Source organism: Duncaniella muris, assembly GCF_003024805.1.
Lineage (GTDB): Bacteria > Bacteroidota > Bacteroidia > Bacteroidales > Muribaculaceae > Duncaniella > Duncaniella muris.
This window is the reverse complement of sequence record NZ_PUEC01000027.1, coordinates 1-16,943: the sequence shown is the minus strand read 5'-3', so window position 1 is coordinate 16,943 and position 16,943 is coordinate 1. Positions and strand designations below refer to the sequence as shown.

15 protein-coding genes are annotated in these 16,943 nt (G+C 45.4%); 9 read left to right on the top strand and 6 right to left on the bottom strand.

The features are described from left to right. Positions 1–321: 321 nt before the first annotated feature. On the top strand, positions 322–585 hold the full coding sequence (locus C5O23_RS10920; protein WP_107032982.1) for a hypothetical protein: 264 nt from the start codon (positions 322–324) through the stop codon (positions 583–585). 302 nt (positions 586–887) lie between these two features. On the opposite strand, the gene C5O23_RS10915 is transcribed toward C5O23_RS10920, so the two are convergent. The 5 genes from C5O23_RS10915 to C5O23_RS10895 form a co-directional block, all read right to left on the bottom strand. After that, positions 888–1,511 (bottom strand): CatB-related O-acetyltransferase, encoded by a 624-nt coding sequence (locus tag C5O23_RS10915; RefSeq protein WP_107032981.1) that lies wholly within the window; start codon positions 1,509–1,511, stop codon positions 888–890. After that, positions 1,508–2,812, bottom strand: coding sequence for an MATE family efflux transporter (locus C5O23_RS10910; RefSeq protein WP_240597799.1), 1,305 nt, complete (start codon positions 2,810–2,812; stop codon positions 1,508–1,510). Before C5O23_RS10910 ends, C5O23_RS10915 begins: the two co-directional genes overlap by 4 nt. A gap of 411 nt (positions 2,813–3,223) precedes the next feature. Beyond that, positions 3,224–3,358: a hypothetical protein gene (locus C5O23_RS14595; RefSeq protein WP_262497271.1), complete on the bottom strand. Its 135-nt coding sequence runs from the start codon at positions 3,356–3,358 to the stop codon at positions 3,224–3,226. A 159-nt stretch (positions 3,359–3,517) separates the two neighbouring features. Further along, complete coding sequence (locus C5O23_RS10900) at positions 3,518–4,441, bottom strand: metallophosphoesterase (RefSeq protein ID WP_107032978.1); 924 nt, start codon at positions 4,439–4,441, stop codon at positions 3,518–3,520. Between the two features lie 12 nt (positions 4,442–4,453). Further along, complete coding sequence (locus C5O23_RS10895) at positions 4,454–7,204, bottom strand: TonB-dependent receptor (protein ID WP_107032977.1); 2,751 nt, start codon at positions 7,202–7,204, stop codon at positions 4,454–4,456. A gap of 166 nt (positions 7,205–7,370) precedes the next feature. On the opposite strand from C5O23_RS10895, the gene C5O23_RS10890 reads away from it, so the two are divergent. The 8 genes from C5O23_RS10890 to C5O23_RS10855 all read left to right on the top strand — a co-directional run bounded on the left by C5O23_RS10890 (position 7,371) and on the right by C5O23_RS10855 (position 16,136). Beyond that, entirely contained in the window at positions 7,371–8,066 is a 696-nt protein-coding gene (locus tag C5O23_RS10890) for a response regulator transcription factor (RefSeq protein ID WP_107032976.1), read from the top strand. Next, positions 8,050–9,498: a sensor histidine kinase gene (locus tag C5O23_RS10885; protein ID WP_107032975.1), complete on the top strand. Its 1,449-nt coding sequence runs from the start codon at positions 8,050–8,052 to the stop codon at positions 9,496–9,498. Before C5O23_RS10890 ends, C5O23_RS10885 begins: the two co-directional genes overlap by 17 nt. Beyond that, positions 9,495–9,941 (top strand): methylglyoxal synthase, encoded by a 447-nt coding sequence (locus tag C5O23_RS10880; protein ID WP_107032974.1) that lies wholly within the window; start codon positions 9,495–9,497, stop codon positions 9,939–9,941. The genes C5O23_RS10885 and C5O23_RS10880 overlap by 4 nt, the downstream gene beginning before the upstream one ends. Positions 9,942–10,045: 104 nt before the next feature. Beyond that, positions 10,046–12,328: an inorganic phosphate transporter gene (locus C5O23_RS10875; protein ID WP_107032973.1), complete on the top strand. Its 2,283-nt coding sequence runs from the start codon at positions 10,046–10,048 to the stop codon at positions 12,326–12,328. Between the two features lie 163 nt (positions 12,329–12,491). Further along, positions 12,492–13,190: a hypothetical protein gene (locus C5O23_RS10870; protein ID WP_107032972.1), complete on the top strand. Its 699-nt coding sequence runs from the start codon at positions 12,492–12,494 to the stop codon at positions 13,188–13,190. Continuing rightward, positions 13,187–14,194 carry a porin gene (locus C5O23_RS10865; protein WP_107032971.1) on the top strand — a complete coding sequence of 336 codons (1,008 nt, stop codon included), beginning with the start codon at positions 13,187–13,189 and terminating at the stop codon, positions 14,192–14,194. Before C5O23_RS10870 ends, C5O23_RS10865 begins: the two co-directional genes overlap by 4 nt. Positions 14,195–14,770: 576 nt before the next feature. Then, complete coding sequence (locus C5O23_RS10860) at positions 14,771–15,121, top strand: ISAon1 family transposase N-terminal region protein (protein ID WP_107032970.1); 351 nt, start codon at positions 14,771–14,773, stop codon at positions 15,119–15,121. Beyond that, positions 15,117–16,136: an ISAon1 family transposase gene (locus C5O23_RS10855; RefSeq protein WP_107032969.1), complete on the top strand. Its 1,020-nt coding sequence runs from the start codon at positions 15,117–15,119 to the stop codon at positions 16,134–16,136. Before C5O23_RS10860 ends, C5O23_RS10855 begins: the two co-directional genes overlap by 5 nt. 356 nt (positions 16,137–16,492) lie before the next feature. Here C5O23_RS10855 and C5O23_RS10845 read toward each other — a convergent pair whose 3' ends face one another. Next, a complete protein-coding gene (locus C5O23_RS10845; protein WP_107032967.1) occupies positions 16,493–16,777 on the bottom strand; it encodes a hypothetical protein in 285 nt (94 codons plus the stop codon). Positions 16,778–16,943 lie beyond the last annotated feature (166 nt).

The following is a 16,943-nucleotide window of genomic DNA, read 5'->3' as shown; positions in this document are numbered from 1 at the left end:
ACACGATGCATGGTATTTCGTCGAAGCGCAGGAATGTCTACTATGTAATATCGTTTGAAAAATCGATAAATATTGCTTCAAAACGAAAGACAGCCGACAGCATAACATAAATTATGACTGCCGGCTGATCTTTTAGAGTTTGGGACCTGCGGCGCGAAAGCCTCCGGGTGGAGTGGCTCCGCACACTCCGATTACTATGCGAGAACTTAACGGCTCACGCTGGTACGGATTGGTAGGCTCAGCCACTTCGGCATAGTGGAACGGACTTTGTACAATTATTTGAAGCGAAGCGCGTTTATATGATATAACAGCCCTCCGGGGATGGCAAGCTGGCAATTTAGACCTAAGCGCCGCCCGGAGGGCTTCTATTTTGAACCTATTTTGCGGATAGACGGCGTGAGGAGCTATAATAATCCTCTCGCCGTCTATTTGATTGCATTGGAAGTTTTATTACCTTTGCAAAGTAAGACCACCGAAAAGGCGCGACAACTTCAAGCCGTGTGGCAAAATAACGATTCCGTAGCTAATGACTACCGATTCGTTGCAGAAGGAGGAGCGGATTTTACCGTTCCTCCGACTTTTTAGAATTGGTCAAAAAGTCGAATGTTCCCAAATGGAACGCAACCCCAATTTTCTCACGTTTCGTTTTATTTTGTCACACTACTTGGAACTGTCAAAAAATCAGAATCATCTATTACACTGATTATAAATATGATAGATAGGAACTGCCGATTTTACGCCATATAAGTGTCTTTAAAAGGCATGCTCGGTATAGACTTTATAATCAACAACTTGGCAGAGGACCTAATTTTTAGCGGCGTGTTCCGTTTTGCACTTTATGTTTTGCGGATTACAAATAATTAAGTTAAACAGATATGTAATATTTATTATTCTGTCATGTTTTCAATATTCCCAGCCATAATGAATGGTAGATTTCTTTTTATTCTATCCTTTGTCCAATCCCACCACCGAAGCGACAGTAGTTGCTCAATAATATCCGGGCTATACCGTTTGCGGATTACTTTTGCCGGTATGCCGCAAACGATAGAGTAAGGAGGAACATCCTTGGTTACGACTGCTCTTGTTCCTATAATGGCACCATCTCCGATTTTTACACCGGCAAGAATAACTGCCTCAAGACCAATCCATACATCATTGCCTATCACGATGTCACCTTTGTTATCCCAAGCGGAGGCTACATTTGACTTTTCCAATTCCCAATCTTCATAAAACAGAGGGAAGGTATAGGTTGACAAAGATTTTAGAGTATGGTTGGCACAGTTGAACAGAAACTTTACACCACAGGCAATGGAACAAAACTTGCCAATTATCAGTCGCTCATGATTAATAGGGTAATGATACAGCACATTATTCTGCTCGAACTGACGAGGGTCTGAGATAAAATCATTGTAAATCGTGTAATCACCTACCTCAATCGACGGATCTTTAACCACTGCGTTCAGATAAACGGTTTGTGTGTCACCCTTACGGGGATATATTTTATTCATCATATCCTGTTGTTTTTTGAATTGTATAATTTCAGATAAATAAAAGATTGAATACCGAGCATTATCACATATAGATATTCTACGCTCCAATAAGTTGCCAATCGGACATTGAGATTACTCAATCCCCATAAACAGAATAAATAGGCGATAGTAGTGATTACTTGAAAAAAGAATACGGTCTTTGTCGCACCGGTACCTGTCACCGCATTAAGATAAATATAACCCGGCAGTGCGAAGAAGTAATTCAGAAGCATAACCACATATGGTTGCCATGCGATTTGCTTAACAACCGGATTTTCAGTATATGCCCCGATAATTAATTGATGAAGTGACAACGCAATAATAATCAATGGGGTACCGATATAAAGCCCCAATCGGATTACCTTATGACAAAGCGGAAAAACAGCATTTCTCTCACCTGCGCCAATTGAATTGCTTACCAAAGAGCTTGTGACAGCCCCCAATGCAGTTACTATAACAGAGAATAAAGCGGAAACACTTCTTACAATATTAGATACCGCCAATTCGATTTCTCCCAATCTCTCAATAGCGATAAAAAACAAGAACCAGATGGCTACGCTTGTAAAAAACTGGAGCATACTCCAGACAGAGACAGAAAACACCTCTTTTAGTATTTTTATGTCTATACGCCAAGATAAACCATACTTGTGTTTTCTTACGAAAAGAAACATATAAGCTACCAATATCAACAATGAGCACAACTCTGCAAATGAAGAGCCGATAGCGGCTCCTGATATACCCATATCATATCTGAAAATCAAAAGCCAGTTGAGAGGAATGTTCATCAATACGGCAGTTAAAGCAGCTAAATTCAGAGGTTTTGTTTCTGTAATGCCGACTAAAAACGAGCGGATAGCAAGAAACGGGAAAGAGAAGAACAATCCTATTATACGCCAATCCAGATACTTGACAACTGCATTATAGACTTCGGCAGAGGTAATCAGATACCTTAATAGTTGCGGAGAAAAGAACTTTGATAACAGACAAAGTAATGACGCAAGTATCAGTAAGAAACACAAGCCTTGAAAAAACGTTTTTCCAGTTTCTTCGTATTTTTGTTCTCCGTTGCGTCGTGCAATTACAACTTGCAGCCCTACACTGAACCCTAAGCCAAGCATATAGATTGCCAAGAACCATATTCCGGCAAGTGCGGATGCGCCAAGTTCGATTTCACCGACATGCCCCAAGAACAAGGCATCGGTTATATTTATCAGCTGTTCAATAAGAAAGCTCATCATCACAGGATATGCGATGAGCCATATTTGTTTATAGCTATAATTCACTTGTTCAAATCAATATGATAAGATACAGTAAGCCACACCACATAATGCGGTGTAACGCTGCCTAATGTAAAATGAAATTGTAAAATGGGGATATACGGCAAAGCAATAAAGGGCAGGCTTCGATAAGCCTACCTATTGCTGAATAGCATTAGTTGAGAGTGCTATTCGTTGAGCGTAGCTATATGCACAACTGCCATTTCATATTGTTGAACTGTGCTGTATTTTCGATTTGTTCCACAAAGTTAATCATTATATATGAGTTTGCAAAATAATCCCTTTTTGAGTGAGTGTTATGACGGCTACGGTAAATCCGTATCCCTCAGTCTTCTGCCAGTTGGTTAACTCCTGCGCTGTGCCACGGACGAATTTAATCGCCGCGACAACCTTTAGCTCAACGAGTTTACGAGTTAATCACTGCGCCGGGTGGAAGTTTCTCTCTACGCTTCGCTGAGAGCGCCAAGGCGATAACACCACCTCGTCTTTTGCAGCCTCCATCGTCTCGACTGCTATCGGCTCGTAGCCGGCTCGCGTAAGCAAGCCAACCATGAGCCGACGGTCGGAGCCGGAGGCATCTACAATGAGGATTTTGTCCATTGTTAGATAAATTTAGATTATTAAAATACACAGTCAGATACGTTCCATGAAAGAGCATGAAACGTATCTGAGTTTTGTAGTTATTTGTCAGAATATCACATAAGCCACGCACTATTTGGTGCGGCTTACCACATGTATGGTTTTGCCTTCTTTATCGAGCAAATTCAGTTTAAGATTCTCTTTGTCGGCGGTCAGGACAGAGAATCCGGGAGAATCGTTGCAAAATACGGTGCCCTCGATTTCTTTCGGAGTCCGTGTGAGGGAGCCGGATGTGTTGACCACATAGTCGATTTTTGAATCCGGGCGGCGGATGTGCTGGTAATTGTGGATATGACCGCAGATATACATGTCCACATTGTGCTTCCGCAGAATTGTGTCAACTTTCTTCTGCATGTCTGCCCGCTCAGATTCCGACTTGTCAGTATAGGCATAGATGGGATGATGACCGACCACAACGATCCAGTCTTCCGTCGCCTCTGTCAAAGTCTTTTCGAGCCATTGCAACTGGGCTTCGGTATCCTGATTCACAGCATCGGGATATGTGTCGGTCTTTTTCCTGTATTTGTCAATCAAAGGAGTAGTGTCGAGAAATACCACCTTGACAGTTGTCCCGTCATCTTCAAAGGTCTTGGTGTAATATCTTGCCGGCATCTCCCAACGGCGGGATATGCCGGAATAGTCGATAACCGCTTGGGGGTTGCCGCGATATTCATGGTTACCGCAGACGGGATACCAGTTCACCATAAGCTCCGGGTGGTCGTAGATAAGCTCATAGTTGGTCATCCACAAGGGATCTGTCACACTCTCCACTCCGCCGTAGTGATGTGTGTCGCCAAGAGCAAGAATAGCATCGGGTCCTATTTGTTCTGCAATTCTACCCATCGTCGCGGCAACAGGCTTCTGGTCATAGTGACCATTACGTCCGAGGTCTGACACTACCATCAGGTTCACATCGCCTTTGGCGATTTCAGTTTGGGCAATGGCTCCAAAAGAGGGGATGAGAGCCAAAGCCGCGATAAGTAATTTACGAATCATTGTTTTGTATTTTTAGAATGTTACTTTTACACCGCCGTTGAGTTTCACTCCGTAATATTCCTGCTGCATCGTGTAGTCCTTGCTACCTTGATAATAGCGCAGAGGCTGGTTGAGGAGGTTATTGCAGTCGGCATATACGGTTATTTTTGTTTTGCGCCCGAATGTGTAGCTGACGTTCAGGTCCAGATATTTCACGGCATCATAGTATCGGTCGTAGAACGAACTTGCGCCCATTTCATCGATAAATGCCGAGGCATAGTTGAATGAGGCTCTTGCGGAGAAACCGCACTTGTCGAAATATAGCGAGAGATTGGCTGTATGCTCGGGAGAACCGGGCAAGCTAAGGCCTTTCTCGTTTTCACGACCCTCGAAGTTGAAGTCGGTAATGCGTGAGTGGGTATAGGTGTATGTAGCGTAAAGTCCGAGACACTTCATCGCCGGTGTGATGAAACTGAAATCGCGCTGCCATGCCATTTCCACTCCGAAAAGATTAGCGTTTCCACCGTTTTTAGGTTGTGTGAACTTAGTCCAGACAGTACCCTGATACTCCTTGTTATAAGCCACCTCATCAACGATGAATCCTTCTATTCTTTTATAGAAAATTCCGGCGGAAACAAGTCCGATTGATTTCCAGTAATATTCAGCGTTGAGGTCGATATTGTGAGATGTCGTTGCTCTCAGACCGGGATTCCCGATCCTTATCTCATTGTCGCCACGTTTGATATTCATGCCGGGAACGAGTGCGGAATATTTTGGCCGGGATATGGACTGGTTATAACCGGCACGCAGCATGAAATCCTTGTTGATGTCCCATTTCAATAATAATGAGGGGAGGAAATTTATATAATTTGAAGTCTCAGGCTCGGTCTTGGAGACGCTGTTGGATTCATCATCGTAATTTCTGCCTATGTAACGCAGTGATGTGTTCTCGACACGCAGACCGCCCATAAAGTTAAGGTGGTCGGAAAGTCTGGAATCAATACGCACATAACCTGATGCCACATTCTCCCTCGCATGGAAATTGCCCGCAAGTTCCTCTGCAATTTGCTCTCGCTTAAACAAATTGGAATCGTCAAGATTGAGGGAGCCAAGAAATTTCTTGTCAACGAATGTGCCGGCCTGATATTTTGAGGAAGGCATGAATCTGTCAGTACTTTGGTCTGTGGTATGTGCAAGCGCATCTGCGTTAAATGCCTTTTTGTCAAGCGGAGTGTATTCGTAATAGTCTATCTCCTTATCTTTTGTCTTGTTCACGAACTTGCATCCAAACTTGATTTTTGAGCGTTCGCTAAGTCGGGCCTTGAAATCCAGTGCCGCCTTGAAGTCCTGCTCCACAATATCCTCCTGCTGCTGTGTAAGCTCTTTGAGCGAAAAGTCATCATTCAAGGTCATTGTATATCCTTCATCGGGAGTGGCAAATGGCTCTCTCGGATTACTCAGGTCGAAACTGAACCTCTGCGATTTGAGATGGTAGTCGATGTATCTCTCATTCGGGCGTTTCTCCGTAGCCCGTGCATATCCCAGTTTCCAGTCCATGCCAAGGATACCTAAACGGTTTTCACCTCCCAAAGTGAAATCCATTGTCCGTTGGCGTTCAAGACGGGCGTTTCGTTCGTCACCCGAACCTCCTTTTGTCTGGACACGCACATCGGCTTTCCCTTCGGGCGTAATGTCTTTGAGTGTTGTCCTGTAACGGTTTTCCCAATCATTGCGGTTGTTGAAAATACCCTTGAACCAGACCTTGTTGAAGTCATTGAACTTCCAGTCGAGCGACAATGAGTAGCTCTGTCGCTCTCGTGTGACATAATACTGCCTTATCTGATAGTCGTTGACATAGATTTTGCCGTCGTCATCCTTTTCCCATATAAATTCTGTATTATATGATCCGGCTGGCGCATTATTATAGGAGGCCGCAAGCATCACTCCGAAGCGGTCATTGAAGAAACGGTTACCGAGAGTGAGGCCGAAATTCATCTGAGCCTTACGGCTTATCCAGTTGTAGCCTGTTCCCGCTACGGCTCCGACAGTAAATCTGTGTGGCGAATTTTTAGTAACGAGGTTGATAGAACCGCCGATAGCATCGCCGTCCTGATCCGGCATAAGTGTCTTGCTGACCTCTATTGTCTGAATCATATCGGACGGTATAAGGTCAAGCTGAACATTGCGAATGTCTCCCTCGGCCGATGGCAGTCTTGACCCGTTGATTGTCACTGAACTGAACTCAGCCGGAGTGCCGCGTACCTGACCGAAGCGGGCCTCGCCCTGATCATACTGCACATTGATACCGCTTATCCGTTTCAGAGCGTCTCCGATATTCGAGTCGGGGAATTTGCCAATCTGGTCGGCAGACACCACATTGGTTATATTGACATTATTCTTCTGGGCATTTATGGCTCTCTGCTGCCCGGAGAAAACGCCGGTCACTACAACTTCATTCAGTTCCCGTGATGTATCCGACATTACAATGTCATCAACCGTCGATTTTTCCGAAACCACGATTGTTTTACTGACCGGAAGAAAACCGATATAAGTTACTTTCAGATTATGATTCCCGGATGAAAGGTTGGCAAACGAGAAAAAGCCGTCGAGATCTGTAACCGCCGACAGCTTGTTGCTGTCAATGATAACCACCGCCCCCGGCAGTGGGTTCTTCTCATTGTCAAGGATGCGGCCTTTAAGTTGTCCGTATTTCGGACTGTCAGCCGCCATAATGGTCAGACTTGAAGCAAGTGCGACCCAAAAAGTTGACATTACTTTTTTCATTGTGATTGTTGTTTTGTTTCTGATTCACGCTGCAAAATTCGCCAACTAATATTTCATGGGTTTATCAGATTTGTTTAGATTTTATGAAATAAATTGTGTCATTAAACTTTTATTAAACTTTTGATCATTAGGATAGTATTTAACCGATTATTAGTAATTTTGCAGCATGGAAACAAAAAAGAAGATACTTGTTGTCGATGATGAGGAAGCCCTGTGTGACGGCCTTGGATTCAATCTTGAAGCGGAAGGCTATCAGGTCGACATGGCGTATAGCGCGGAGGAGGCTCTTGCCCTCAATCTTGCCGCCTATGACTTGATACTCCTCGATATTATGATGGGGGAAATATCCGGGACTCAACTGGCACGCATAATGAAGTCGAATCCGGCAACGGCCTCCGTTCCCATCATATTCTGCACAGCAAAAGACACGGAGGAGGATATGATTTCGGGACTCGATCTCGGGGCTGATGACTATATCATGAAGCCATATTCTCTTAATTCTGTGCTTGCCCGAATAAGGACTGTGCTTCGCCGTACGGCGGCTTATGTCGCACCTGCCAAGACTGATTCTGACCTTGTTTCATACAGGGGGCTGGTCCTGTCTGCAAAAAACAGGACCTGCACGGTTGACGGGACAGAGGTGAGAATGCCCAAAAAGGAGTTTGAGATACTGCTCAAACTAATCTCCAACCGGGGGCAGGTTTTCACCCGCGCGGATTTGCTCAACGAGATATGGTCCGACGAGGTTGTGGTGCTTGACAGGGTTGTAGATGTGAACATAACCCGTATACGCCAGAAAATCGGCATCTACGGCAAGAATATTGTAACTCGCTCGGGCTACGGTTATGGGTTTATTGAATAAGCTCTCCTATCCGCAGCGGCTGTTCGTGTGGCTTCTTGGATATTCCTTGCTGATGGTCGGTTGCTTTGTCGTGTTTCAGTATCACAGGGAAAAGGAATTCAAGGCGGAGGAGATTGACAAGCAACTACAGCTTATCAACACATATATCCTTACCGAACTTGGTGAGGGACACGATGTGCCGGATATCAGACTGGACGATTTCAAACCGTTTGACGATATCCGTGTCAGCGTAATTTCCGACAAAGGACATATAATATATGACAACACACTTGATTCCCTGCCTAAAACCAACCACCTTGACCGTCAGGAAATACGGGATGCCGTACGGCATGGGGCGGGCTACGCTGTAAGACGGCACAGCGAGAGTACGGGCAACTACTATTTTTACTCGGCGAAAAAGAGCGATGACGGGAATATTGTCCGTACTGCGGTGCCATATTCGGTTTCATTCAGAGGACTGTTGCAGGCCGACTATGGCTTTCTGTGGATTATGGGGATTATCACAATGGTGATGTGCGTACTTGGCTATTTCGCAACCCGAAGGGTCGGCCTCCACATAATCAGGCTGAACAGATTTGCGGAAAACGTAGAAAACGGTGCCCAGATTTCCGACACAGAACCGTTCCCTCATGACGAGCTTGGCGAGATTTCAAACCACATTGTCCGCCTTTATGCCCGTTTGCAACAGGCTGTCGCCGACAGGGACAGCGAACATCGCGCCGCCCTCCATGAACAGCTTGAAAAGGAACGCATCAAAAAGCAACTCACGAACAACATAAATCACGAACTGAAAACCCCGGTCGCATCAATCAGGGTTAGTGTGGAGACGATGCTGGCACACAGGAATATGAGCGATGAAAAGCAGATATTGTTCCTGCAACGTTGTCTTACAAACACAGAAAGGCTCCAAAGGCTTCTGACCGATGTCTCGCTCCTGACACGCATGGACGACGGAAGCGCCTCTATATTGAAAGAACTGGTTAATCTCACGGATATAATAAATGACGTAGTTGAGGACCGACAGATAATCGCCGCCACAAAGGGCATAAGGATTGAGAATTTTGTTTCTCATAACGTAATCATGGCCGGTAATGCTTCTCTGCTTGAGGCCGTTTTCAACAACCTTATAGACAATGCGATTGTTTATAGTGGAGGAACCAGAATAAAAATAGAATTAATCAGTATCGACAACGATAAAGTTGTAATTGCATTGTCCGACAACGGATGCGGCGTTCCTCCCGAACACCTGCCAAGACTGTTTGAAAGGTTCTATCGCATTGACAAGGGACGGTCACGAGCGGCCGGTGGCACCGGACTCGGGCTTTCGATAGTGAAAAACGCCGTGATTCTTCATGGCGGTGAAATCTTCGCCGAAACTCAATGCTCAGGCGGATTATTGTTCAAAATAACATTTTTAAGAAACTCAAAATGAAGACAAAACTAAAAATCGCGCTTGTAGCTCACGACCAACGCAAAGCCGATATGGTAGATTGGGTAAAATTCAACGCCCAATACCTTTCACAGCATGAGCTGGTATGTACCGGCACGACTGGAGGGCTTGTAAAGAATGCTTTCTCAGAAGCCGGAATAGATGCCCAAGTCGAATGTATGAACTCCGGACCGATGGGCGGTGATGCCGAAATAGCGGCAATGGTGGTAAGAAACGAAATTGATCTTGCCATATTCCTGATAGACGACCTCAATGCGCAGCCCCACGAGGCGGACATTCAGATGCTTTTGCGTCAATGTCGTCTCCACAACGTGCCGATTGCCTGCAACCGAATAAGTGCGGACCTGATGATTTCAAGCTGTCTGTGGAATGACCCGACGTATAAACCCATCGAACAGAGCTATATAAGGTTTGACCGCAATTAAACACTCTGTCAGTCCGGCAGTTTTAATAAATGGTTAAGGATTTTGAAATAATCATGAAATGTTTTCTTAGTTACTTTGCGGCAGAATAAGTAATTGAGAAAACAATGGAAATACTGTTTCTTTGCGTAGTAATTTTTCTTTTCCTGCTGGCCGTGTTCGACTTGTCAGTGGGTGTGAGTAACGATGCTGTCAACTTCCTGAACTCGGCTATCGGGTCTAAGGCGGCATCATTCAAAAGAGTCCTGATTGTCGCTTCCATCGGTGTGTTCATCGGTGCGGCAATGAGTAACGGAATGATGGAGATTGCCCGGCACGGAATTTTCCGTCCCGAGCATTTTTCGTTCTATGACCTTATCTGCATCTTCATGGCGGTAATGGTCACGGACATCATCCTTCTCGACGTGTTCAACTCGCTGGGTATGCCTACCTCTACAACCGTGTCAATGGTTTTCGAGCTGCTGGGAGCCACCTTTGTCGTTGCATTGATTAAAATGGCAGGAGGCATCGGTCTCGGTTTTGATGACTTGCTTAACACGGAGAAAGCCCTGTCGGTGATTCTCGGAATATTCCTGTCGGTGGCGATAGCCTTTTTCTTCGGAACGGTGGTGCAGTTCATATCCCGTATGGTGTTCTCGTTCAATTACCGGAGCAACCTGAAATGGAAGATAGGAATATTCGGAGGTATATGTGCAACTGCGATTGTTTACTTTCTTCTGATTAAAGGAGCTAAAGATCTTTCTTTCATGACCCCTGAACTGAAAGCGTGGATAAAAAACAATACTGCGCTGATCATACTGTCCTGTTTCGCAGTTTTTACAGTGCTGATGCAACTGCTCCATGTCTGCAAGGTTAATGTGCTGAAAGCAATTGTGCTGATGGGTACATTCTCGCTTGCCGTGGCATTTGCAGGTAATGACCTTGTGAACTTCATAGGTGTTCCCTTGAGCGGTCTGGCTTCATATCAGGATTTTATGGCTAACGGCGGAGGGGACTCCAAAGGTTTCCTTATGGATTCACTTAACGGCCCGGCAAATACACCGATATATTTCCTCATCGGTGCCGGAGTCATAATGGTGGTGTCACTTGCAACGTCAAAAAAAGCCCGGAATGTGACCAAGACTGAAATCGGTCTCGGAAGCCAGCAGGGTGGCGATGAGATGTTTGGTTCTTCCCGCATTGCCCGGCGGCTGGTAAGATGGACCTTATCATTCCTTTCTTGGTTAAGGCGTGTCACACCCGCGAAAGTACGCCGTTGGTTCAACCGTCGTTTTAATGTGGATGAGACCATTATGGATCAAGGTGCGGCTTTCGACCTCATACGCGGCTCTGTCAATCTAGTACTTGCCGGAGCACTCATTGCCCTCGGCACCTCACTGAAACTGCCCCTGTCAACCACTTTCGTAACATTTATGGTCGCTATGGGTACTTCTCTTGCCGACAGGGCATGGGGGCGTGAAAGTGCTGTGTTCCGCATCACCGGCGTGATTTCCGTAATCGGCGGTTGGTTTCTTACTGCGGGTGCGGCGTTTATCGGCGCAGGACTGATTGTTGCAGCAATGCACTATGGTGGTCAGTGGGTGATGCTTCTGTTGGCGGCTTTGACGATATTCATAATCATCAACAGCAACCGGAGGTTCAGAAAGAAGACACAAGAAGATAACGGTGATGCACTGTTCCAGACTATAATATCCACTCAGGATAAAACACAGACATGGCCGTTGCTTATGATGTATATCACCGAGCAACAAGAGAAGTTCATGACCTATGCCGAGGAAAAATACCGGGATATAACATCGGCTTTCATAACTGAGAGCGCCGGGATTCTCGGCAAGACGGAATCGAGTCTCGCCCGCCAGAAAACCACGCTTAAAAACGCCCGCCGTAAGGAAACTCTATGTCTGCGTCATTTGACACGCGAGATGGCGATAGAAAAAAGCACTTGGTTCTATCTCAGCAACAACTGCTGTATGGGCATACTTTACAACCTGCGCCGCATCAACGAGGTCTGCAAAGAGCATGTCGACAACAATTTCCTTCCTCTGCCTCCCAAATATACTACTGAATACGAGATGATACGGACACAAATAAGTACACTGTTCAATGATACCGTCAAACTTATGGGGAGCGGGGATACAGATATGATAAGTACACTTCGCCGACACTGTGACGAGATAAAGGATACTGTTTCCGACACATATCATCGTGTGCATGACCAGCTCCGCGACGGAGACACATCGGCAATGGCTGTTCTGTATGTCTATGTCAATCTGCTTCAGGAAACGCAGGAAATGGTATCGTCAATAAGGAAATATCTGCGGGCGTTTGCCAAGCTGCGCGACTCGGATTTCCGCACACGCCCTGCCAAAATCATGGTACCAACAGCATAAAGTCTAAGGTAAAAAAGATTGTTCCTAAGATTGAGATGGGAGTGCATATCTCCCATCTTTTTTATGTCGTAATTGACTGATAGATTTAATGTTTATCTAATATTTCCGATATAAACTTGAAATAAAAATGCGGTTACTTTGTATCAAAGAAATACTATAAATCATGTACGTTACAGTTCTCTCGATAATGGCTTTGGCCGGAATCATCATTATGTTGCGACGGCATATACGCAGACGTAAGGTCAAGGAAATGTATTGTTTTATCCCCGCCCGTCCTGTTGAAAAGTCTTGCTTGACTATGACGATGCAGTCATGCGGTCCGATTATCGACAAAGCGTTGGAATGTCTTTCAAACAATGATAATATTGCGGTATGCAAGAATCATCGAATCGGTTCGCAGACCATTGATATAATCAGCGATAAAGTCCGGAATAGTTCGGCAGACACTGACGATACTATCGGCAAGACTGCGCTATATTGTGAATATATGCTTGAGGCTACGGACAAGATTGCCGAAACCACACGTCATCTTGTCACGTCCCCGGATGGCTATATACCTATCTCTTACAAATGTGAGATCGAAACAATTCGTGGAGGGATTGTCCGACTGTCTCAATTAGCTGACAGCATACTCAGTTCAGATGTTGATACAGTGAAGATTAATGGAGATGCGGGCTTGGAGAAAGATTTTATCGAACACAGCATCGCCATACATTCCAAAGGGATGACCCATGAAGATTTTGATGAAGGAGCCCCCTCATATTCCTATCTGATGCTCTTGTATTATCTTCATTCCTTTATCAGTTCCTTTCTACAGGCAATCAAAAACATTAAAACAAGCAATAAACCAATGACAGCATGAAACGGATTTTAATTATGACGGCATTGTCAGTATTTGCATTGTCTGCCGTGGCTCAGGATAAAAATCCATTTATCCCTGAAATACACGGGACTATCCGGGCCAAATATGAATATGAGCCTCAAATAGATAAGGGACGCTTTGAGATACGCAATGCGCGTCTGAGCGTGGAAGGCAAGGTGATTCCTATTGTAAGATACAAAGCCGAGATAGACCTTTCGGACGAGGGTACTATAAAGATGCTTGACGCATATATACGTCTGCAACCTAAAGACGTGTTAAAGTTCACCTTCGGTCAGATGAGAGTGCCGTTTACCATTGATGCCCATCGTTCACCTCATCTACAGTATTTCGCCAATCGTTCTTTCATAGCAAAGCAGGTCGGCAATGTGCGCGATGTAGGGGCATCAGCATCGTGGACATTCAACGACCGTATGCCCATTACGCTTGAAGGAGGTATATTCAACGGCTCAGGACTGACAAATCAAAAACATTTCTGGACCAACAACTATAATTTCTCGTTCAAGGCGCAGACAATGATTGCCCGGCAATTTAATATCACACTCAGTTGCCAGAAGGCAAATGCCGGGGATGTGAACGTGATGATGTACGATGCAGGGGTCTACTGGCAAAACCGGAGATGGCACATCGAGGCGGAATATCTCCGCAAGCACTATGCCCACGGCTCTTTCACGCCTGTAAATGCGGTTGACGCATTTGCCGCATATCGACTTCCGATGAAAAAAGGTCTGACTTCCATATCATTCCTCGGAAGGTATGACTATATGTCAGATCACAGCAAAGGTACGAAAGATGAATCCGGCAATCTCAAAGTAGATGATCCTGAAAGGCATAGACTGACTGGAGGTGTTACATTGAGTCTGGGAAAGAAATCATTACAGGCAGATATTCGCCTCAACTATGAACAATATTTTTATAACAAAGGAGTAACTCCGGCAATTTCAGAACAGAATAAGATAGTCATGGAATTTGTAGCCCATTTTTGACTTATGGCAAAAAAAGACAAAACCGACAGCATTTGATTACACCTGCTGACCGATGAGATAACCGCTGTCAAAAGATAGTCGCAGGAAGCGTTTTCGGCTGAAAACATCACGGCAAATCAACCGTGAGTCGGCAAAAGCCATTCTCTTATGGAATATATGGATTTGGCATTTTGAACCGTGAGCCGGAAAATTTCTATACCCGTGAGTCCGAAGGACTTTTAACGCTTTGGCTCTTTGATGATTGGAAATAAAGCATTACCTTTACATTACCGTATCATCATAACGGTGAAGAACATTGAAGTAGCGGAGTGAGCCATTAGTGAGTAGGCTCTATACTCTTGCTTGCAACTCTTTGATAGCCAGTGCTAACAGATGAAATAACCCCGAAATCTCCGGGGTCACAAAACAAAGCATCAAAATACAGAAAGCCTCTGAAATCCAGACGATTTCAGAGGCTTTTCGTTATCCCCAACCGGCGTTTCTACGCAGAATTTTCGACTTTGGGCAAAAACAGGGTCAGCGGATTTTTCCGGTGGGCGGAAGGGGGATGTCGGAGTATAGTGTTATCTTTGCAAAATGAAACCAGACCAACTACTCAGATCCATCCTCCCCGAAGTCCTGATAGACAACTTCGACATTGACCGCTTTGAAAAAAGCGAGAGCCGTTTCGACATTTGGCTTGATGAGAAGAATGAACAACTTAGCGAAGACAAGTACAATAAAAACATAATCTGCTACGGTTTTGGTGATTACCGGACTATACAGGATTATCCCATAAGGGGGCGTGCCACATACCTGCATGTGCGGAAGCGCAAGTGGCTTGACAAATCCACCGGCGAGATATTCAGCTATGAATGGGATGTATCCGAGTTCGACGGCACAAGGCTTAACGCCGAGTTCGTCGCTTTTTTAAAAGAGGGAGATTGAGAGCACTCCCGTCAGCATCTCCACTCTTGCCGCACGCAACGGTCTGAACGGACAGACACTGCGCAAGCAATACAAGGAAGTGATCAGCGACTATCGGTCATGGGACCAGCTTGACCATGCCGATGAATACATATTGTATCCTGAAAATTTCGGCGCGGACATGAGTCTTGACGAGACCTGCCTGAGCAATGGTGATGTCTATACCATACTGACCAACAAGGCCGCGCATGGAGGCAGAGGAGCTCTTGCGGCGATGGTCCGTGGTGTGTCAAGTGACACAGTGTCGGCAATACTGCGGAAAGCGCCTTTGAGGCAGCGCCTTAAGGTAAAAACGGTTACGACAGACCTTTCTTCAGCCATGATGCTGACTGTCAGAAACGTGTTTCCCGGCACATCGCTTGTCAATGACCGGTTTCATGTCCAGCAGCTCATTTCCGAAGCCGTTGACCAGCTGAGGATACGACACCGCTGGGAGGTACTCGATGCCGAGAACAAGGCAATCAGAGAGCATCGCCGGAGGCGAAAGAATGCAGCCTCAAAAGAAGAACGCGGACTGATCGGACAGTGGCAACCCGAAAGGATGGAGAATGGCGAGACCATGCCTCAGATAATGGCACGCAGCCGGCATATCATACTCAAGCACAAATCAAAATGGAACGGGCAGCAGAAGATACGCGCCGGAATATTGTTCAGGATATTCCCAGATCTGGAAAAGGCATACGGACTGTTTCTAAAGCTTGTGGACATATTCAACGAAAAGACTTCTGCCGGAGTTGCCAGACTGAATCTCGCCAGATGGTACAACGAAGTGGAGGCCATCAGGAACAATGAATTCAACAAAGTCCTGGAGACTTTCGAGAACCACAACACCACAATAATCAACTATTTCGAGCGAAGGCTCACAAATGCCTCGGCAGAATCCTTCAATGCAAAAATCAAGGCGTTCAGGACACAGTCCCGGGGTGTCGGCGACATAAAGTTCTTTATGTTCAGACTGTCCACTCTATACTCTTGACATCTCCCTTCCGCCCACCGGAAAAATCCGCTGATCCGGATTCAAAACCGACTGAAATAATATCTCGAACGCTATAAGTTCGACACATAATTCGAGCCATCCGGAACACCGAATGGCTTGTTTGTTTTCGTAGGAGCCTCCGATTGCCAAAGGGTTGTCAACGTAACTATTCAGCGAATCGAACACAATCAGGTCGGTCAGCAACAATTTTAGAATAATTCTCTGAGTATCATCACGGCTTTTTCATTTAAGATAAAATAAAGTGTATACCTGCCCTTACCCGTTTCGAGCTGAAGCGGGTAATCTGTTGTATCTGTATTTCAGTTGTTTATCTCTTCGTTAAAATCTTATTTTTTTCATTTTTGGCTTAAAAATCGCATTAGTCGGGTAAAGCTCGTCGAGATATGTCTGATCAGTTCGGCCATGCCTTTATTCTTATCCGATTGTTTTTTGCGAAGTCCTTTCCATATTGAGAACACCGAGTAAACTATTCTCTGTATGGTGTCGAGGTTTCGGGCAGCTCTCGACGACTTGCGTTTTATATTGTCCTGCTGAAGATTGTGGTCCAGCCCCCAGTGCATGCATTCTATCGACCAGTGGTTGCGTACGATGGTTCCGGGCTGCGGAGTATCCGTGGGCATACTGCTGACGTACAGGCTTTTTCTGAGGTGTGTACTCCTGTTGACTTTTTGACTGTGGACGATTCATACTCTATGATGGTCATGTTTCCGCCCCATTTCTTCTTGTCTGCGATAATGTCCAGTCCGTCATATACGCGGTAGGTTCTCGTCTCTATCCTGCCGTGGG